This window comes from Acinetobacter sp. AR_0276 (genome assembly GCF_003000705.1).
Classification (GTDB): Bacteria; Pseudomonadota; Gammaproteobacteria; order Pseudomonadales; family Moraxellaceae; genus Acinetobacter; species Acinetobacter nosocomialis.
This window is the reverse complement of the sequence record NZ_PSQO01000004.1, coordinates 2487417-2506323: the sequence shown is the minus strand read 5'-3', so window position 1 is coordinate 2506323 and position 18907 is coordinate 2487417. Positions and strand designations below refer to the sequence as shown.

The following is an 18907-nucleotide window of genomic DNA, read 5'->3' as shown; positions in this document are numbered from 1 at the left end:
CAAGTGAAAACCTTTGTACTCATAAAATCATAAATACATTTTGCTTATACGGTAAACAGCAATAAGTGACTTTAATAAGTGCTCTACCTAAATTTTAAGAAATACATAAATAGGATAATTATTCATCAGAACTGTTTTAAGATGTTGAAAATAGCATTTGTGCTCATTTCCTGACTGAGGGGTATTTCTGTTTAAGACTAAAGCATTAATGCTTTGATTAATATTAAGTCATATTTTCAAAGAATGAATTAAAAAATAGAACATGGAGTTATTTCACATGGTTAGTGCATACGATGAATTACCACGCACACCCGCAAACTTTGTTGCGTTATCCCCTCTGCGCTATTTAGAACGTGCAGCTTATATCTATCCAGACCAAGCGTCTATCATTCATGGTAATCGTCAGATTTCATGGAAAGAAACTTATCAGCGCTGCCGTCAATTTGCATCTCAGCTTCAACAATTAGGTATAACTAAAAACGATACCGTTTCAGTTTTATTGCCAAATGTACCAGCAATGATTGAAGCCCATTTTGCTGTACCTATGGCAGGTGCTGTTCTTAATACGCTAAACACCCGTTTAGATGCTAAAACCATCGCTTTTATGCTAGAGCATGCTGAGACGAAAGTGCTTCTGGTTGACCCTGAGTTTGTTAATTTAGCCCGAGAAGCCCTATCACTCATTCCAAACCAACATATCATTGTGATTGATGTAGCTGATGAAGAATATGAAGGTGAAAATCAATTTCTTGGTTCGTTTGAATATGAAGAATGGATAGCTCAAGGCGATGCTAATTTCGAATGGCATTTACCGCAAGATGAGTGGGATGCAATTAGTTTAAATTACACATCAGGAACAACGGGTAATCCTAAGGGAGTGGTTTATCACCACCGAGGTGCTTATTTAAATGCAGCTAGTAATATTTTAGCTTGCGGTATGAAACCCCGAGCTGTTTATTTATGGACACTTCCTCTTTTTCACTGTAATGGTTGGTGCTTTGCGTGGAGTATTGCAGCAAGTGGCGGAACCAATATTTGTTTACGCAAAGTTGACCCCGAACTGGTGATGCAGCTTATTGCTAAACATAAAGTTGATTACTTCTGTGGCGCTCCAATCGTCTTGTCCATGATTATTAATCTACCGAAAGAAAAGCAGCCAAGCATAGAACATCATGTTGAAGTTATGGTGGCAGGTGCTGCTCCACCTGTCGCTGTAATTGAAGGTATGCGAAATATTGGAATCAATGTTAACCACGTCTATGGATTAACCGAAACCTATGGACCATCTGCCCTTTGTGCCTCTCAAGCAGGATGGAGCGACCTGTCAATTACTGAACAAGCGCAACTGCATTCTCGTCAGGGTGTGCCTTATCCACTTCAAGATAGTATGCGAGTACTAGATCCTGAAACGATGCAACCAGTTCCAAATGACGGTGAAACCATGGGAGAAATTATGTTCCGTGGCAATATTGTTATGAAAGGATATTTAAAAAATCCAAAGGCAACCGAAGAAGCTTTCGCTGGTGGCTGGTTTCATACTGGAGATTTAGCTGTTTGCCATCCAGATGGTTACGCAAAAATTACTGACCGTTCCAAAGATATTATTATCTCGGGTGGAGAGAATATTTCATCTTTAGAAGTTGAAGATGTTTTATATAAACATCCTGCGGTTTTAACAGCGGCTGTTGTGGCAAAACCTGATGAACGTTGGCAAGAAGTACCATGTGCATTTATTGAATTAAAAACGGGTGCTACAGTGACTCCTGAAGAAATTATTGCACATTGTCAAAAAGAACTGGCACGTTTTAAAGTTCCCAAAGATGTAGTGATTACTGAAATTCCAAAAACCTCAACAGGCAAATTGCAAAAATTCATTTTGCGTGAATGGGCAAAAGAACGCGTTTAAACAATATAGGAAATAAAAAAGCGACGTGTTAAACGTCGCTTTTTTAGTTAAAACGAAATTAACCTTGATCTGACAATAAAGCGACTTGTTGCACGTAGTTAATAAACTTACCTTTAGATGCTTCAAGATCTGCTTCTGCAACTTGCTGAGTCTTATCACGGTTAATCCTTAACACATGCTGACGCAAAGTATGACGTTCTGATGCATTATAGATTTTACTAAACTCGTTAATTGCAGGATCACCTTGCTCGATCATACGATCTACCCAACGCATAAGTTGAGCTTGTTTTTTCGCGCCTTGTTGAGGAGTCAAATAAGATAAAATGACTGTCTCATCTTCATTACGCAAGAGTTTACCAACACGTTGAAATTGGCGACGGCGTGCTTCAAACGAACTAATATTCTGGACTTCTAAAAGAGCATCAATTAAACGCTCATCAACCGGAAGCTTTTGAATCTGTTTGATAGAAAGTTGTGCTAACTGCTCACCTAAAGCAGCCATACGTTGAACTGCTTTTTTCTGTTCGGTTTTACTTGCACGTCCTTCTAAAGAATCAAAATCTTCTTCAGTATAACGCTGGGGACGACGTGCCACGATTAATCTGCCTCATAAAATTTTGCGGCGAATAACGCCTGTACTTCATTTAATGCCTGTTCTTCGTCAGTGCCATCAATGACCAAACGTAAAGTGGTCCCTTTTCCTGCACCTAACATCAGTAACGACATAATATTTTTAGCATCTACTAAATGATCGCCCTTACCAATCTGAATTGACGAACGAAACTTTGTAGTGACCTCTATCAGTTTTCCTGATGCACGTGCATGTAAACCGAGTTTATTAATTACATCAACAGTTGTGTCTATCATGACCAGTGCTTCATTTCTCTGTGTAAGACCTGAACAGACCATTCTGCCTCAAGTGCTTGTTTTAGTCTATCTACCATATAAACTGAACGATGCTGGCCGCCAGTGCAACCTATTGAAACCGTCATATAATGACGATGCCCTTCAGCAAATGCCGGCAGCCATTTTCTTAAGAAGTGGTGTATATCCTCAAACATTTCGTTTGCTTGCGGACTTGCTTCTAAAAACTGCTTAACTGGCTCGTCTAAACCAGAAAAGCGGCGTAATTCTAAATCCCAATGCGGATTTGGTAAATGCCGTACGTCAAAAACATAGTCGGCATCTAAAGGAATGCCATGTTTATAACCAAATGACTGCAATATAACAATCAGATTATCTGACTGCCCTAATTTTGACAGCAAGATATGTTTTAAATCATGAACACTTTTATCAGTGGTATCAATATGAACAGTTGCTCGAAACTGAATTGGAATCAGTAACTGCTTTTCTTCATGAATACATTGCAAAAGGCTTTTGAAGCGATTTGCCAACGGATGTGGACGACGCGACGCACTAAATCGTGCAATCAAATCCTGATCTTGTGTCGTCAGATAAATCACATCAACCGTACCATGTTTTTGTAATTGCTCAAAAACATGGTCGAACTCTTGCATATCAGCCCGAGTACTTCGGACATCTACACCTAAAGCCAGCTGTTCAAGATTATTTTCATGATCTAGCTTTGCCACAATTTCAGGCAGCAATGCCAAAGGTAAATTATCAATACAGTAATAGCCCAAATCTTCTAATACTTGAAGAGCTGAAGATTTTCCTGAACCAGACTGTCCTGTCACGATAAGTATACGCTTCATGGCATGGCTGTCCTTTTATGTATTATTGAGGTGTAAAGGCAACTTGTAAATTATCAATTAAACGTGTTCCGCCCAACTTAGCCGCGACAAACAACACAATATCACGATCAAATTGAGACACAGCCAACAAGTTTGGCTGACGAGCTTCCACATAATCCACAACAAAACCATTGTCTGTCAACAACGTTTTTAAATCTGCCAAGACTTGTTGTAAATCTTTACCTTGGTGTAATTGCTCTTCAGCTTGCTTTAGTCCTTGATAGATGACTGGCGCAATCTGACGTTGTTCCGGAGTCAAATAACCATTTCTTGAACTCAGTGCTAAACCATCTGCTGCACGAACAATGGGTACGCCAATCACTTCTAATGGAATATTTAAGTCTTGTACAAACTGGCGAATCACCGCCAACTGTTGATAATCTTTTTGACCAAAAAAAGCATAATTCGGTTGCACAATATTAAAGAGTTTTGTGACAACTAGCGCTACACCGTCAAAGTGCCCAGGACGTGAACTACCGCATAAGTCATCTGTAATCTGGCTTACACTAATATTAGTTAAACGAGGTTGTGTACCGTACATTTGCTCAACTGAAGGCGCAAAAATAATATCACAACCAACATCAGCAAGTAGACGACTGTCCTGCTCTAAAGTACGTGGATAGTTATCAAAATCTTCACCCGGACCAAATTGGGTCGGGTTTACGAAGATACTCACAACCACAACATCACATAACTTTTTCGCTTCACGAACAAGGGTGAGATGGCCTTCATGTAGATTTCCCATAGTTGGGACAAAACCAATGATTTTACGTGCAGCTCTAGCAGGATTTAAAGAAGCAGCTAAGCCTTGTATAGTGGTTTCTGTTTTCATGAATTACAGCTCAACTTGGAAAGTATGTTCTTTGGCTGGGAACGACTGGTCCTGTACAGCAGCATGAAAAGCTTTAAAAGCATCTAAAATCGCTGTTTCACCAGATTGTTCTTTCATAAAGTTACGCACAAAACGTGCAACTCGCCCAAAAGTTAAACCTAACATGTCTTGTACTACAAGTACCTGACCGTCAGTTGCATTACCTGCCCCAATACCAATCACAGGAGTATTCGGGAATAATTCAGCAATTTCTTGACCCAATTGTGCCGGAACGCACTCGAGCAATAAAACTGCCGCGCCCGCTTCAACCACCGCCGTACAGTCAGCAATAAGTTGATCCGCTGCTTCACGGGTTCTAGCTTGTAGTTTGTAGCCACCAAAAACATGTACAGACTGAGGGGTTAAACCTAAATGTACGCATACAGGCACACCATTACGTGTTAACACCTGTACAGTTTCACTTAGCCATGCGCCACCTTCGATTTTGATCATCTGCGCACCAGCTTGCATAACTGTTTTCGCATTCTGCAAAGCATCGTTTAAAGTGGCATAACTCATAAATGGTAAATCAGTCATAATCAAAGCATGCTGGTTACCACGGCGCACTGCCGCTGTATGATAAGCCATGTCTTCAACAGTTACAGGTAAAGTTGAATCACGACCTTGAATTGCCATTCCAAGAGAATCACCAATTAAGATAGTATCAATTTCAGCAAGTTCCATTGCTTTTGCCATACTTGCATCGTAACAAGTTAGACAAGAGAACTTACGTCCTTCGGCTTTAAATTTTCTTAAGTCACTTAGACTAATCATGATGGTATCCTCTACAGGAGTTTGCAGAACGTAATAAGTCAGACTTTAAGCCCAAGACTCATCAGCAAGTACAGTCAGCGTTGGCTGCTGTAAGAGTTCTAAATTCTTAAGTGGCTGATCATTGATATGTAAATCAGCGTCTAAATCTAATAAAGGAATCACAACAAAATCTCGTTGCATTATTCCTACATGCGGCACCGTTAAGCGCTCATTTTGTATTTTTTCATCACCATAAATCAGCAGGTCTAGGTCCAAAGTTCGCTCCCCCCAATGACGGAGTCTTACTCGCCCAGCTTCTTGCTCAAAACGCTGTAAATGATTGAGTAAGTCAAGCGGAAGTAACTCAGTTTTTAGCTGAGCTACTGCATTTAGATAATTGGGTTGATCTTGGGGACCCATTGGTGGGCTTTGGTACAGTTTGGATACCTTCACTTCACCAATAGTTTTAAGCTTGGCTATCGCTTCAGACAAAATCTGGCGTGAGTCACCTAGGTTACTTCCTAAGCCAATATATGTGGTTACTGTCATTGTGTCGGCCCAAAAATAACTTGGCTCAAATCACGTTGTACCCGCTTGCGCTTTAAAATTGGGTGATCGCTCGTCATATTGGTTTGTGATGTGGAAGATTTTTCCATAAAACGATCGACAGACTGCTCTTGTCGTGCACGTTCTTTCTTACCACGACGGCTTCGAGGCTCTGGAACATCCACCAAAGGCTCAATTTCTGCATCAGCTCTATTGTTTTCAATAGGTTCAACAGCAACCTTACGACGACTTTTAGCTTTTTGACGATTATATTGGCTAATCGCAGCTTCTTTTTCATCGTTTGACATTTCTTGGTAAGCATCCCACCAGCTTCCCATTCCTTGTGTTGTGTCATCTCCTGACTTTTCACGAAGTAATAAGAAGTCAAAGCCTGCACGGAAACGCGCATGGCTTGCCAATGCTTCAATTTGCTGTGGCTTTGGATTAAGCAATCGGGTTTGCATTTCCCAAACTTCACGAATAAAAGTTTCGGCAAAACGAGGAATGACTGTACGTGTCGCTTGACGTTTTAAAACATCTAAACCTGCTTGAGCACGTGCTTCGGCTGGAACAACGCCTTTTGATAAATAAAAGTCACAACGCTCTAAAAATGGCTGCCACAATAAAACTGCATAGAAAAATGCAGGGTTAATAGTTTTGCCAATTTGAATGCGTTGATCTGTATTTTTTGCAGCGCGTTGAATAAATGGGGTGAGATCTGGACGAATATCAGCAAAAAGCTGCTTCCACACGCCAAATTCAATTAGCATTGGTAATACACGTGCCAAATGACCCATTGTGAAAAGCTTCTGAGACTCATCGTATAAACGGTGCGGAGAAACATCACGAAGCAATTGTGTCATCTCAACATCAAAAATATCGAGAATTGCCGGATCAATTTTAAAATTTAGCTTAGCTGCAAAACGTAACGTCCGTAGCATACGCACCGGATCTTCTTCAAAACGTTGCACAGGATCGCCCAATAAACGCAAAGTCTTATTCTTGACATCATCAATTGCTTTACAAAAATCGAGCACAATACCCTTACGCGGCTGGTAGTACAGAGTATTGATAGAAAAATCGCGTCGAACAAAGTCCTGTTCGATGGTTCCCCAGTTGTTGTCACGTAAAATCATGCCCGAAGCACTGGTCACCGCTTTTTTAGGAGGAGCACGGAAAGTGGCAACTTCGATTAGCTCACGTCCTGAATAGACATGTGCCAATTCAAATCGACGGCCAATAATTCGGCATCGACGGCCAAAAACTTCTTTAATTTGAGAAGGTGTTGCATTGGTGACTGCATCGAAATCTTTAGGATTAAGTCCTAGCATTAAATCACGGACACCACCCCCAACAATATAAGCTTCATAGCCTGCTTTAGTCAGACTATCGATCACATCTAAAATCGAAGAAGGAAGTTGGGCTGTGGACAAACCACATTTTGACGCTCGCAAGGTTTGCAAAAGACGCTGTCTCCTACGTCAGGACGTAAATAACAAGTTGTCGCTAATCATAGCTCTAACACACACAAAGGGCAATTTGATTCTCTTAGATTGCGCAGGAAATGATAATTGACGAATAGAACTTTTATAAGGCTAAACGTGATTTATTTTTTTCAAAAATGGCTGGTCCAATTCCTTTAACGTTTTTAATTTCGTCAATATTTTTAAAGCTACCGTTCTTTTGCCTGTATTCCACAATCGCTTGAGCCTTTTTCTCACCTATACCTTTTAACTGCTGAAAATCATTTACATTCGCCTGATTCAAATGAATTTGCCCTGTAGAGTCATTAAAATTTTTAGTTTGAGAAATTTTAGAACCATTAGAATGAGAAGACTTAGAGATGTTTAACTTTTGGTCATACATCTGCTGTTTAGCCTTCCATTCTTGAAAGTTTTTGTCAAAAGATTGAGCGTAAACCGAAGGTGAAATTACCCCCAAGCACAACATTATTAAAAGAAAATACTTATTTTTCCAAAATCTCATGCTGTATTGCATGTGGTTTTTCCCCTGATTTTAATTGTCGTTTTGCCTGATTCCACAATTCATCCATTTCGGACAAGGTCATGTCTTCCAATGTTCTTTGCTGTTTTATGGCTTGCTCTTCAATAAAAGCAAAACGACTTCTAAATTTATGTATGGTTGATAAAAGTGAACTTTCACTTGAAATGCCAAGTTTACGTCCTACATTGACTAATGAAAACAGGCAGTCTCCAAATTCATCTTGAATTTCATCACTATTTTGATTTTTAAGTGCCTGTTTAAACTCATCTAATTCTTCTTCTAATTTTGTATAAGCATCTTCTACCGTTTCAAAATCAAACCCAACTTTTGCGACATTTTTTTGAATTTCCTGCGCTTGAGATAGTGCTGGTCCATGTTTAATTTCATCTAATCTTGATTGTGGTTTGCCTTGCTTTTCTTGTTGTTTAATTTGTTTCCATAACTCACTTACTTGTTCTGGTGTTAAGTTGTTAAATTGGTCTGCTTGAAAAACGTGCGGATGACGTCGTACTAATTTTTCGCTAATTGCCTCAACCACATCTTGAAAATTGAACGCCCCCTGCTCGCTAAACATTTGCGATTGAAATACCACTTGTAATAACAGATCACCCAATTCATTCCGAATTTCATTAATGTCACCTTGACGAATGGCAGCCTCGACTTCATATGCCTCTTCAATCGCATATTTAGTCAGTGACATTGGAGTTTGCTCTTGGTCCCACGGACATTTTTCACGTAACTCTTGCATAATTTTAAGCAATTTATCCATGTAACCCTCAAGTTCAAAAAATTGGTCAGTAACTTTAAAATCTTAATTTGCTATGATCAAAATTAAAGCGGCAAATCATTCGTCATATTGTAACGATAAAGAGAAAAAAAGATGAAACATAGCATTCTGATTAGTGGCGCAGCTCAAGGTATTGGAGCAGAAATTGCACGGGTATTTTATCAGCGGGGTTATAAAGTCGGCATTTATGACATTAATGAATCGCTTGCTCAAAATTTAGCGCAGGAATTAGGGCCGAATGCATGCGCAGGGTATCTAGATGTCAGTGACTACAGCCAGTGGCAACATATATTAAAAGAATTTACCGACTGGGCTGGCGAGCTTAATATTTTGGTGAATAACGCAGGGATTTTATATTCCGGAGCCTTTGAAAATATCGATATCAAGTCACACCAAAGAACAATCAATATTAATGTAAACGGCGTAATCAATGGTTGCCATGCTGCACTCCCTTATTTAAAACAAGCTTCTTTTGCACGAGTCATCAATCTCTCTTCGGCTTCTGCAATTTACGGGCAAGCTGACCTCATTTCTTATTCGGCGAGTAAATTTGCAGTGAGAGGAATTACGGAAGGTTTAGATGTGGAATGGAAAAAATACGGTATTCGTGTTTTAGATGTGATGCCTTTATTTGTACAAACCGCAATGGTCAACAATATGGATGCAGGCTCTATTCAAAACATGGGAGTCGATTTAACGCCTAATGATATTGCTCAACAGGTACTTTCACTTGTAGAGAAAAAAGCTCATTTCTGGACACCGACTCACACTCCAGTTGGTATAAAAACCAAACTGCTTTATCAACTCTCAACAATAAGTCCCCAGTTTTTAAATCGTTTAACTAATATTTATTTATCAAGAAAGTAGTTAAAAAAAAGGCCGTCAATTGACGGCCTTTTTCTCAATTTAGTTAAACACCTTGAATCATGCGTCGTGCGCTAATAATCCCCGGTTGTTGCTCTAAACGAGCTAACAAACGTGAAAGCTGAGCCAAGCCTTTCACCTCAATGAGCAACTTCATATTAGCAATACCATCTGCCTCAGAAATTGTGTTCACCTGACGGATATTAATCTGGTCAGAAAAAATCACTTGAGTTAAGTCTTTGAGTAAGCCACGACGATCATAAGCTTCAACTACAATTTGAACACTTTGACCACGAGTTGGCTGCATCTCCCAATCCGCTTCAACAGCACGTTCTGGCTCTTGCTTGATCATGCGTTGATAATCAGAACACAAGACTTTATGAATACTTACCCCACGATTCAACGTGATATAGCCAGCAATTGATTCACCATGAACTGGTTGGCAACACTGCGCAATATGTAGCTCAACATTGTCTAAACCATCAATTAAGATGCCATGCGCAGACAGGGTGTGGCTGGCACGTGGGTTTAATGTTGGTTTAAGTACCAGTTCAGGTTCATCCTGATCCAGATGCATTTGACGATTAATCTGATTAATCAGAGCATGCAAACTAATATCGCCACTGACCAGACTAACCAAAATATCATCCCCTGTTTTCACATTAAAATGTGACGAGTAATCGTTGAGATCGATACTCTTAGGGTGAATCGCCAATCGAGACAATTCTTTGTTTAGTAACTCACAGCCAACTTCAAGGTTCTTACTACGGTCTTGCTGTCTGAACCAATGACGTAATTTGTCACGGGCACGAGCTGTCTTGATATAACCTAAAGAGTTCACTAACCAGTCACGGTTAGGCTCACGATCCTTCTTGGTTAAAATCTCAACCTGCTCACCTGTTTTTAGCGTATAGGTTAATGGTACATAGCGCTGGTTAACACGTGCTGCATAACACTTGTTTCCTACCTCTGTATGCACATGATAAGCAAAGTCTAAAACTGTTGAGCCACGTGGTAGTTCTTTAATATCACCATCACGACTAAAGACATAAATCTTTTCAAAACCTTCAAAGTCTTGAAGCTGATCAAAACCTTCCGTCTCATCTTCATTTTGATGTACTGTTGTTTCATTACGTTCTTGGTAATGTTCCAAAACAGCACGAAGCGAATGCAAACGGTGGTTAAAAGAGTGGTCGGTATTCTTTGAACCTTCTTTATAGTTAAAGTGCGAACATACCCCTAACTCTGCTTCGTCATGCATCTCATGAGTACGGATTTGTACCTCTAAAGATTTATTCTCAGCAATAACAGCAGTATGTAATGAGCGATAACCATTGGCTTTCGGGTTAGTAATATAGTCATCGAACTGATGTGGGATATGACGCCAAATCTGATGAACAATACCTAATGAGTGATAACACTCAGGTACGCTATTCACCAATACACGTAAAGCACGAATATCATAAAGCTGATCGAAACTTAGGTTTTTGCTTTTCATTTTTCGATAAATCGAATAAATGTGTTTTGCTCGACCTGTAATTTCAGCTTCAATACCATGCGCCGCCAATTCACTTTTTAAACGGTCTATCACGAACTGGATATAATGTTCACGCTCAAGACGTTTTTCATTGAGTAATGAAGCAATCTCTTTATAACGGTCTGGCGCCAAATAACGAAAGGCTAAATCTTCGAGTTCCCACTTCAGCTGTGCAATACCAAGGCGATGCGCTAATGGCGAATAAATAGTTAAAATTTCACGCGCCACACGCTCTTGACGTTCACGTGATGAGTTTGCCAACTCACGTAAAGAGTAAGTACGTTCAGCTAACTTAATTAAAACGACACGAACATCTTCGGTCACTGAAATCAGCATTTTATAAATGCCGCTTAAATGTTCCCGTTGGTTGTTATTAAAATGGTCTTCTAGTCGTTTATTTTTTTCAATAAGCTCTGAAAGCTTACCCATTGCCAAAGTACCTTTGACAAGGTTATAAACTTGCTCACCAAACTTTCGCTTTACTTCTTCTATATCAGTAATGTCCTCACGAACACTACGATAAAGCATTGCAGCAGATAAAGTATCTTCATCTACATGTAAATGCGCCAGAATATCAGCCATTCCAACACCAGTAGCAAATGTATTGGAACGATGATTAACCGTTGAATCTAACTCTTTTTGTAGGGTTAAATGCGCAACCTCTTCGAGTTGTTTAAGCTCTGCCCCATCTAATATTTCACGAACCCGATCCAACCATGAGGCTAAACCGACTTGTGTTTCGGCGGCATGCTCTACAGTCGTTTCCTCTGACAACTCAGTTAGTTGTTCAGGTAACTGTTCACGTACTGTGACCATACCATTCTCCTGGATATGTAACTCATGTTTTTAATCGTTTATCTCTTGAATTTTCTCAAATAAAGCAATCGATTCAACATGTTCTGTGTGCGTAAACATGTCCATAACCGCTGCTTTTTTTAACTGGTAACCATGTTGAACCAAAACACCTGCATCCCTTGCTAATGTTGCTGGATTACATGATACATAAACGATTCTTTTTGCTCCAAAGTTCGGTACATACTGCATAATTTCATATGCACCAGCACGAGGAGGATCAATCAATAATGCATCAAATCCTTGATTTGCCCAAGAATGATGCGAAAAATCTTTTGTTAAATCTTGTGAAAAGAAGCTTACTTGCACCAGATTATTACGCTTTGCATTATCTGTTGCCCGCTGCACCATTTCTTCACTTGCTTCCACACCTACAACCTGACCCTTTGCACCAACACATCGTGCAAGTGGAAGCGAAAAATTACCTAACCCACAAAACAGATCTAGTACTCTTTCACCCTGTTGCAATTGAAGCAATTCACATGCCAATTGCACCATTTGTTCATTTACTGTGGCATTGACCTGCGTAAAATCCAATGGCGAAAAAGCAAAATTTACATCAAATGCATTTAAAGCATAATGTAATCGCATAGCTCCTTGTTCTTCATCAATACGACGAAGACTTTCGGGTCCTTTAGGTTGCAAATACAACTGCCAGCCTTTGTGTAACGCAAATTGTCTTAATTGGTTGACATCAGCATTGTTTAGTTTTTCGATATGACGAACTAATAAAGATGTTTCATGATCACCTTTTGCTAATTCTACATGACCAATATGCGCTTTGCCTTTTAGACTTTGGAGTAAATTACGCAATTCTGGCAGACTATCTGATAACTTTTTATCCAAAACGCTACAAGTATGGATAGATGTTAAACGATTACTATGATGCTCACGGAAACCTAGAATCAAACGGTCCTGTTTTGGCAAATAGCGCACCCCTATTCGAGCACGACGGCGATAATCACTTTGCAAAGAACGAATTGGTTCTAACCATTGTTCAGGCTGAATACCCGCAAAGTGTTGCAAGTGTGACTGAAGGACATTTTGCTTTAAACGGATCTGCTCATCGGGGTGAATATGCTGCATGCTACACCCCCCGCAAATACCATAATGAGGACAAACTGCCTCTACACGATTTGCTGAAGGCTCTGCTAAAAGCGCTACCATTTCAGCTTCTTCAAGCCGCTTAGCCTCATGCGTAATTTGGGCTTTTACTGTTTCTCCAGGCAACGCATAACGAATAAACACTTTTTTACCATGCTTATCTGCCGGATGGTCTGGATGAGAACCATAATGCGCAATTCCCCGCCCCTCATGAGAAAGAGTTTCAACCCGAAAAATATATTCGGGTTGTTGAGGTTTACGAGATTTGGCTTGCTGTTTCAAAGAATGAACCTAAAAATTTAAAGGGTTAAAATAGTGGGACGTAAACTCGGTATGCTTCGATGTACGTTGCCACACCTCAAGAAAATCGGGTTGCTGAGGCATAGTCTGTAAATACTCAATACTCGAACTAATCCAGTGGTTATGCTCATCTACATTCATTTGGCCTTTGAGCAATAGCCAACGCAAATAAATAAACCATGTATTGAGCACATCACCTTCACAATAACTGGTTAACTTTAACCATTGTTCTGTACGTACATATTCAGGCACGTGATAACCCGACTCACCACGTTTACCTGGTAAACCTAAAATACAGGCTACATCATCGAGTTTCTGGAAATTACGGCCATTAAACATTGCCATAACATCCATTAAATCAATATGACGGTGGTGATAACGGTTTTGGTAATTATTAAAACGCTTCTGACTATCAAGCTCGCCTTGATCAAATAACCCGGGTGCCGAAAGACCATGATACATGGCACGGAACAAAATGACGGGCAAATCAAATTGCGAGCCATTCCAACTCACTAAAGTTGGATGACGCTTATCAAAAATGGATAGAAACTTCTGTAAAATTTCAGCTTCCGAATAGTGTTCCCGACTAAAAGAAAATAATCTGAAACCTGATTCATCAATCCACAAACCAGAAATACAAACGATTTCATGTAAAGGTAAACGCTGAAAATCCATGCCGGATTCTTGGCGACGGATTTTTGTGAGTGCCTGTTCAACATCTGCCTCTGGCAAATCAAGATGATATAAATGCGCTCCCGCTTTTAAATCAGTTAAAGTTTCAATATCAAAAACTAAAGTAGGAAAACGCATTTTTTCTCTCAATTATGAGTCATCAGTCCTGTACTGAGAACAGGCCTGTAGACAAGTAGCGATCACCACGGTCACAGATAATGCAAACAATCACAGCATCCGGATTTTCTTCTGCAATCTTAATTGATGCCCAAACTGCACCACCTGAAGATGTACCTGCACTGATACCTTCCATACGAGCCAATTTACGCATGGTTTTTTCCGCCTCAATTTGAGGAATATCAATAATTCGGTCTACACGACTGCTATCAAAAATTGTTGGTAAATATTCTTTTGGCCAACGGCGAATACCGGCAATACTTGAACCGTCTGCTGGTTGTAAGCCCACAATCTGAATGTCTGGATTTTGTTCTTTTAAATATTTAGAAACACCCATAATGGTACCGGTTGTACCCATTGAGCTTACAAAGTGAGTAATTTTACCACCCGTTTGCTTCCAGATTTCAGGACCTGTCGTCAGGTAATGAGCTTCAACATTATCAGGATTACCAAACTGGTTTAAAACATGACCTTTGCCGTCTTTTTCCATTTGCAAAGCTAAATCACGTGCGCCTTCCATACCTTGCTGTGGAGTCACTTCTATCAGCTCTGCGCCATAAGCTAACATCGCATCTTTGCGCTCTTGGCTCATGTTATTTGGCATGATAAGTTTCATTTTATAGCCGCGCATTGCCGCAACCATAGCCAAAGCAATACCTGTATTACCGCTAGTTGCTTCAATTAACGTATCGCCCGGTTTAATTTGACCACGCTTTTCTGCCTGCATAATCATGTTATATGCAGGGCGATCTTTTACAGAACCTGCCGGATTATTACCTTCCAATTTTGCTAAAACCGTTGCCTGCGTGTGACAAGCCAAGCGCTGCAAACGGACTAGAGGTGTTTTACCTACATAGTGATCTAACAAAAATTCGTCGGCTAAAAAATCAGGTTGTGTATTACTCATGATCAACACCTAAATCGGGGTGGCACTATTGTATGAAAAAATGATCGGTACTGCACCCATTTCACTATGCTTTTTAATTAAAGTGATTAAAGCCCAGTCAGTTATAAAATGCCGTCTGTTTTAAAATAAAGCGTGATAATATGCCCTACAGAGAGATCAATCCGATGTAGCCATGTCTAATTTCAATAAAACCTTATCGAAACGCTTACGTCTGAATCATGCATATGGGCAACTGATTGCTCTTATTTTTGTGCCCATGATGATTTTAACTGGTGTTGGTGCTTTTCTGGTTTTAACTGAAACATCTTACTCTGCAAAACAACAGCAACTGCATCATGCCTCAGCTATTTTGGCGCGTTATAATCAAATCGCTAAAGATCTCTATACATTAGTAGAACTCAAACCCGATGAATATGACCATGCTCAACATATTATGCAAAGCATGTTCAGTGAAAAAAATCTCAAGCGTGCTGCTTTAATTGACAGTAATGGTCAGACTTACTTAAGTGTAGGCTATCGAGATAATCGTTATTGGCCTAACTTTACGCAAAACAATAGTTTTTTTGGCCCGATCTCTTATAACAATAACAATATTTATGGAGTTCGCATCAGCAATATCACAGGTAAAACCCCGGTCTGGCTAGTGATTGAAATGGATAATCAACCACTAGAATTAGCACGTTATCGTATTCTGATCGCTTTAGTTATTACGAGTTTAATGACGCTGCTCTTACTTTTGCTCTGTCTAAATTTCTTCTCTCGTCGCTGGGTTGCACCAATGTACGAAATTCGGATGCAACTACAGCGACTCAATGCAGACACATTAGATCAGCATATTGTCATTAACAGTACGGGTGAATTACGCTTACTCCAACGTGATATCGCAAGTGTGGTGAAAAGATTACATTTTAGTTTTTTAGAGCTTAAAGAACACACCGAACAAACCGAAGAAGATTTACGTAGAACATTAGATACCCTCGAAGTTCAAAACATTACTTACCGTCAAGCACGTGACCAGGCGATTTCATCAAATCAGGCAAAATCAGTTTTCCTTGCCAATATCAGTCATGAGCTTCGTACCCCACTTAACAGTATTGATGGCTTTATTCATTTACTACTTCGCCAACAAAATCTAAGTAATGAGCAAAATCTCTATTTACAGACTATTCGAAAATCTTCTGCCCATCTATTAGCATTAATTAACGATGTATTAGATTTCTCAAAAATTGATGCAGGTAAATTAGAGCTTGAGACAGCACCGTTTGATTTAGAAGAAGCAATTTTCGATGTGATGGATATGCTGTCTCCATTGGCTGCGCAAAAGCATATTGCCATGGCATTTTATTATGCAGACAACATTCCTCAAGAAGTCATTGGAGATGCTTTACGCTTTAAGCAAATCTTGACCAACCTAATTTCAAATGCAATCAAGTTCACGCCAGACGGCGAAATTATTGTTCGTGTTCGTATGGAGCATGATGACATTGGTCAATGTTTACTGCACTTTAGCGTTCAAGATAGCGGTATTGGTTTAAGCGGTACTGACCGTAAAAAGTTATTTGAGTCGTTTTCACAAGGTGATGCATCTGTTACCCGTCAATTTGGTGGTACAGGCTTAGGTCTTGCAATTTCCAAACAACTGGTTCATCTCATGCATGGTCAAATTGGTTTTGAAGATAACCAAGAACGTGCACCAACAGAAAAAGGCTCAACATTCTGGTTTACGGCACAGTTTGCTGTAGATGAAGAACATGAGATAGAACACCCTCACTTCGAACACTTACAAGTGGTGTCTTATTTAGCACATCCTGCAACAGCAAGTGTTTTACGATACTATCTTGAAAATTACCAAGTTCCACACATCGAAACTCAATCAATTTTAGACTTGTTCAGCCGCCTAAAACACCTCGATCAGAAAGACAATACATGGCTTATTGTTGATCATAGTGGCGATACAGAAGCTCTGCTTAAAGAAATTCGTAGCCGCTATCAGGGCAATTTAGCAGTTTACGGCTATCAAATGACCCTTGAGCCAAACATGCTCACTGAATATCGTGCTCGCCCACTTTATCAACCATTAAGCCGTAGCGGACTCATTCAATTATTAAGTGACCAACCTATTTTTGAAGAGGAACAACAAGACTTTAATGGTCAGGGTTTACATATTTTAGCGGTCGATGACCATTTACCGAACTTAATTGTTTTAGAAGCACTATTAGGTGAGTTAAATGTCAAAACTACTAAGGCTTTAAGTGGACAAGAAGCGCTGAATATCATCCAAGAACGCATTGACCAAAAACTCAAACCGTTTGATTTGGTATTTATGGATATTCAAATGCCAGTTATGTCAGGCATTGATACTACTCGCGCGATCCGTTCACTCGAGTCAACGCTAGATGGAGAAATGCAGCTTCCAATTATTGCGTTAACAGCCCATGCCCTTGCTGATGAAAAACAAAAGCTTCTGAAAGTTGGTATGAATGACTATGTCACCAAACCAATTCAAATGGAGCAAATCATTCAGATTTTAACGCAATGGACTAAAAACAATTTCACTGCACAAGCTTTAGATAAAGATCACCATGTTGTTGCCGAGGCACTCGACCCAGAAATATTAAACTGGCAACAAAGCCTACAATTGGCTGCAAATAAAGAAGATCTTGCCCAAGACTTATTGAAAATGTTGGTAGACAGTTTCCCAACCGAGCTAGATGAAATGCAGCAACTCATTGAGCTTGAAGACTTTCCTCAACTCGAACATGTGTTGCACCGCCTCTATGGTGCAACTCGCTATGTAGGCACACCAAAGCTTCAACAAGTTACTGGTGACTTCGAGCAATTCGTTTCAACATTACGTAAAGAGCGTCGCAGAGCTGACGATGGCTTCATTGAAGAAGTCATGAGACGTTTCGATGAATTAGGTCTTGTCATTAAAGAAGTTGAAAGTGCGGCTCATCAAATCTTAGTTATACCGGACTAAACAAGAACCTGTAAAAAAGGCATGACTGACCTGTCATGTTTCCAATTTCAAGCCATGTTATGCTCCGTTTATCGATAAAAAAATAAGCGGGAATTTCATGGCACTTTTACGTATTGAAAAAAATAATGGTATTGCAACAGTTTATCTAAACCGTCCTGATAAACGTAATGCCATGAGTTTTGCCCTCCTCAAAGAACTCGTTTCAACGGCTAAAGCCATACAAAAAGACCGAAATATCCGCTGTGTAATTTTGACTGGTGAAGCACAAGTATTTAGTGCTGGTATTGATTTATCTGACCTTAACAACCCTAAAAACTCCGCATTTGCGATTTGGGAACTTGTAAAGCCGGGACAAAGCCTTTTCCAAAAAGCCTTTCTGATTTGGCAGAACTTACCTGTACCTGTGATTGCAGCACTTGAAGGTTATTGCTTTGGTGCGGGGATGCAACTTGCGCTGGCTGCCGATATTCGTATTGCCCACCCAGAGACAAAAATGTCGATTATGGAAAGTCGCTGGGGATTAGTACCCGACATGGGACTTACCCGCTCACTCAAAGGTTTGATAGGTGTTGACCTCGCCAAAGAACTCACCTTAACTGCTCGTGTGTTTGAAGGAAACTATGCAAAAGATATTGGCCTTGTAACTCACCTAAGCGAGAACCCTTTAGAAAAAGCGAATGCAATTGCCTCAGAAATGCTACAACGCTCACCTGATGCATTGACTGCTGCAAAACGTGTATTAGATGCAATGGAGCACCAGCCAGAAAAATCATTGCGTCTAGAAAAAATCTGGCAACTAAAATTATTACTTGGTAAAAATAGCAAACTTGCTCGTAAAAAAGACAAACATCCAGAAGTTAAATTTTTACCACGCCAATATAGATAAGAGCTTT

Annotated in this window: 17 protein-coding genes; 4 read left to right on the top strand and 13 right to left on the bottom strand. The window is 39.9% G+C overall.

Going from position 1 to position 18907, the window contains the following annotated elements:
• Positions 1 to 277: 277 nt before the first annotated feature.
• Positions 278 to 1906, top strand: a complete 1629-nt coding sequence (locus CSB87_RS12795; protein ID WP_004883150.1) for an acyl-CoA synthetase — start codon at positions 278 to 280, stop codon at positions 1904 to 1906.
• Between the two features lie 58 nt (positions 1907 to 1964).
• Here CSB87_RS12795 and yjgA read toward each other — a convergent pair whose 3' ends face one another.
• From yjgA to mazG, 9 genes are all read right to left on the bottom strand, one after another.
• A complete protein-coding gene (gene yjgA, locus CSB87_RS12790; RefSeq protein ID WP_004883153.1) occupies positions 1965 to 2501 on the bottom strand; it encodes a ribosome biogenesis factor YjgA in 537 nt (178 codons plus the stop codon).
• 2 nt (positions 2502 to 2503) lie between these two features.
• Positions 2504 to 2773 carry an HPr family phosphocarrier protein gene (locus CSB87_RS12785; RefSeq protein WP_000567533.1) on the bottom strand — a complete coding sequence of 90 codons (270 nt, stop codon included), beginning with the start codon at positions 2771 to 2773 and terminating at the stop codon, positions 2504 to 2506.
• The gene (rapZ, locus tag CSB87_RS12780) at positions 2770 to 3621 is read right to left on the bottom strand and encodes an RNase adapter RapZ (protein ID WP_002054547.1); all 852 of its coding nucleotides are present in this window, start codon (positions 3619 to 3621) and stop codon (positions 2770 to 2772) included. Before rapZ ends, CSB87_RS12785 begins: the two co-directional genes overlap by 4 nt.
• 22 nt (positions 3622 to 3643) lie before the next feature.
• Complete coding sequence (gene panC, locus CSB87_RS12775; protein WP_002054580.1) at positions 3644 to 4492, bottom strand: pantoate--beta-alanine ligase; 849 nt, start codon at positions 4490 to 4492, stop codon at positions 3644 to 3646.
• Between the two features lie 3 nt (positions 4493 to 4495).
• Positions 4496 to 5305, bottom strand: coding sequence for a 3-methyl-2-oxobutanoate hydroxymethyltransferase (gene panB, locus CSB87_RS12770; protein ID WP_000624763.1), 810 nt, complete (start codon positions 5303 to 5305; stop codon positions 4496 to 4498).
• A 45-nt stretch (positions 5306 to 5350) separates the two neighbouring features.
• The gene (folK, locus tag CSB87_RS12765; RefSeq protein WP_004883158.1) at positions 5351 to 5833 is read right to left on the bottom strand and encodes a 2-amino-4-hydroxy-6-hydroxymethyldihydropteridine diphosphokinase; all 483 of its coding nucleotides are present in this window, start codon (positions 5831 to 5833) and stop codon (positions 5351 to 5353) included.
• Positions 5830 to 7293, bottom strand: a complete 1464-nt coding sequence (pcnB, locus tag CSB87_RS12760) for a polynucleotide adenylyltransferase PcnB (protein WP_004883161.1) — start codon at positions 7291 to 7293, stop codon at positions 5830 to 5832. Before pcnB ends, folK begins: the two co-directional genes overlap by 4 nt.
• A 124-nt stretch (positions 7294 to 7417) precedes the next feature.
• The gene (locus CSB87_RS12755; protein WP_004883163.1) at positions 7418 to 7828 is read right to left on the bottom strand and encodes a ComEA family DNA-binding protein; all 411 of its coding nucleotides are present in this window, start codon (positions 7826 to 7828) and stop codon (positions 7418 to 7420) included.
• Complete coding sequence (gene mazG / locus CSB87_RS12750) at positions 7797 to 8603, bottom strand: nucleoside triphosphate pyrophosphohydrolase (protein WP_000359488.1); 807 nt, start codon at positions 8601 to 8603, stop codon at positions 7797 to 7799. The genes CSB87_RS12755 and mazG overlap by 32 nt, the downstream gene beginning before the upstream one ends.
• A 111-nt stretch (positions 8604 to 8714) precedes the next feature.
• Here mazG and CSB87_RS12745 point away from each other — a divergent pair, with 111 nt between their 5' ends.
• Positions 8715 to 9488 (top strand): SDR family oxidoreductase, encoded by a 774-nt coding sequence (locus CSB87_RS12745; protein ID WP_000682841.1) that lies wholly within the window; start codon positions 8715 to 8717, stop codon positions 9486 to 9488.
• Between the two features lie 43 nt (positions 9489 to 9531).
• Here CSB87_RS12745 and CSB87_RS12740 read toward each other — a convergent pair whose 3' ends face one another.
• From CSB87_RS12740 to cysM, 4 genes are read right to left on the bottom strand one after another with little or no spacing between them, the layout of a single operon-like run.
• On the bottom strand, positions 9532 to 11838 hold the full coding sequence (locus CSB87_RS12740) for a RelA/SpoT family protein (RefSeq protein ID WP_002125975.1): 2307 nt from the start codon (positions 11836 to 11838) through the stop codon (positions 9532 to 9534).
• A 30-nt stretch (positions 11839 to 11868) separates the two neighbouring features.
• Positions 11869 to 13260 carry a 23S rRNA (uracil(1939)-C(5))-methyltransferase RlmD gene (rlmD, locus tag CSB87_RS12735; protein WP_002059581.1) on the bottom strand — a complete coding sequence of 464 codons (1392 nt, stop codon included), beginning with the start codon at positions 13258 to 13260 and terminating at the stop codon, positions 11869 to 11871.
• A 9-nt stretch (positions 13261 to 13269) separates the two neighbouring features.
• Positions 13270 to 14088 (bottom strand): 3'-5' exonuclease, encoded by an 819-nt coding sequence (locus CSB87_RS12730; RefSeq protein ID WP_004883168.1) that lies wholly within the window; start codon positions 14086 to 14088, stop codon positions 13270 to 13272.
• A gap of 22 nt (positions 14089 to 14110) precedes the next feature.
• Positions 14111 to 15034 carry a cysteine synthase CysM gene (gene cysM / locus CSB87_RS12725; protein WP_004883169.1) on the bottom strand — a complete coding sequence of 308 codons (924 nt, stop codon included), beginning with the start codon at positions 15032 to 15034 and terminating at the stop codon, positions 14111 to 14113.
• Between the two features lie 172 nt (positions 15035 to 15206).
• Between cysM and CSB87_RS12720 the strand changes: the two genes are divergently transcribed.
• Both CSB87_RS12720 and CSB87_RS12715 read left to right on the top strand, forming a co-directional pair.
• A complete protein-coding gene (locus CSB87_RS12720) occupies positions 15207 to 18014 on the top strand; it encodes an ATP-binding protein (protein WP_004883171.1) in 2808 nt (935 codons plus the stop codon).
• 97 nt (positions 18015 to 18111) lie between these two features.
• Positions 18112 to 18900, top strand: coding sequence for a crotonase/enoyl-CoA hydratase family protein (locus CSB87_RS12715; protein WP_004883172.1), 789 nt, complete (start codon positions 18112 to 18114; stop codon positions 18898 to 18900).
• The last annotated feature ends 7 nt before the right edge of the window (positions 18901 to 18907 follow it).

Bases quoted from the DNA above. Each gene is read 5' to 3' on its own strand.
- CSB87_RS12730 (WP_004883168.1), bottom strand. From the start codon at position 14,088: ATGCGTTTTCCTACTTTAGTTTTTGATATTGAAACTTTAACTGATTTA.
- mazG (WP_000359488.1), bottom strand. From the start codon at position 8,603: ATGGATAAATTGCTTAAAATTATGCAAGAGTTACGTGAAAAATGTCCG.
- CSB87_RS12740 (WP_002125975.1), bottom strand. From the start codon at position 11,838: ATGGTCACAGTACGTGAACAGTTACCTGAACAACTAACTGAGTTGTCA.
- rapZ (WP_002054547.1), bottom strand. From the start codon at position 3,621: ATGAAGCGTATACTTATCGTGACAGGACAGTCTGGTTCAGGAAAATCT.
- CSB87_RS12720 (WP_004883171.1), top strand. From the start codon at position 15,207: ATGTCTAATTTCAATAAAACCTTATCGAAACGCTTACGTCTGAATCAT.
- panB (WP_000624763.1), bottom strand. From the start codon at position 5,305: ATGATTAGTCTAAGTGACTTAAGAAAATTTAAAGCCGAAGGACGTAAG.
- CSB87_RS12755 (WP_004883163.1), bottom strand. From the start codon at position 7,828: ATGCAATACAGCATGAGATTTTGGAAAAATAAGTATTTTCTTTTAATA.
- CSB87_RS12745 (WP_000682841.1), top strand. From the start codon at position 8,715: ATGAAACATAGCATTCTGATTAGTGGCGCAGCTCAAGGTATTGGAGCA.
- panC (WP_002054580.1), bottom strand. From the start codon at position 4,492: ATGAAAACAGAAACCACTATACAAGGCTTAGCTGCTTCTTTAAATCCT.
- CSB87_RS12715 (WP_004883172.1), top strand. From the start codon at position 18,112: ATGGCACTTTTACGTATTGAAAAAAATAATGGTATTGCAACAGTTTAT.
- folK (WP_004883158.1), bottom strand. From the start codon at position 5,833: ATGACAGTAACCACATATATTGGCTTAGGAAGTAACCTAGGTGACTCA.
- CSB87_RS12785 (WP_000567533.1), bottom strand. From the start codon at position 2,773: ATGATAGACACAACTGTTGATGTAATTAATAAACTCGGTTTACATGCA.
- CSB87_RS12795 (WP_004883150.1), top strand. From the start codon at position 278: ATGGTTAGTGCATACGATGAATTACCACGCACACCCGCAAACTTTGTT.
- cysM (WP_004883169.1), bottom strand. From the start codon at position 15,034: ATGAGTAATACACAACCTGATTTTTTAGCCGACGAATTTTTGTTAGAT.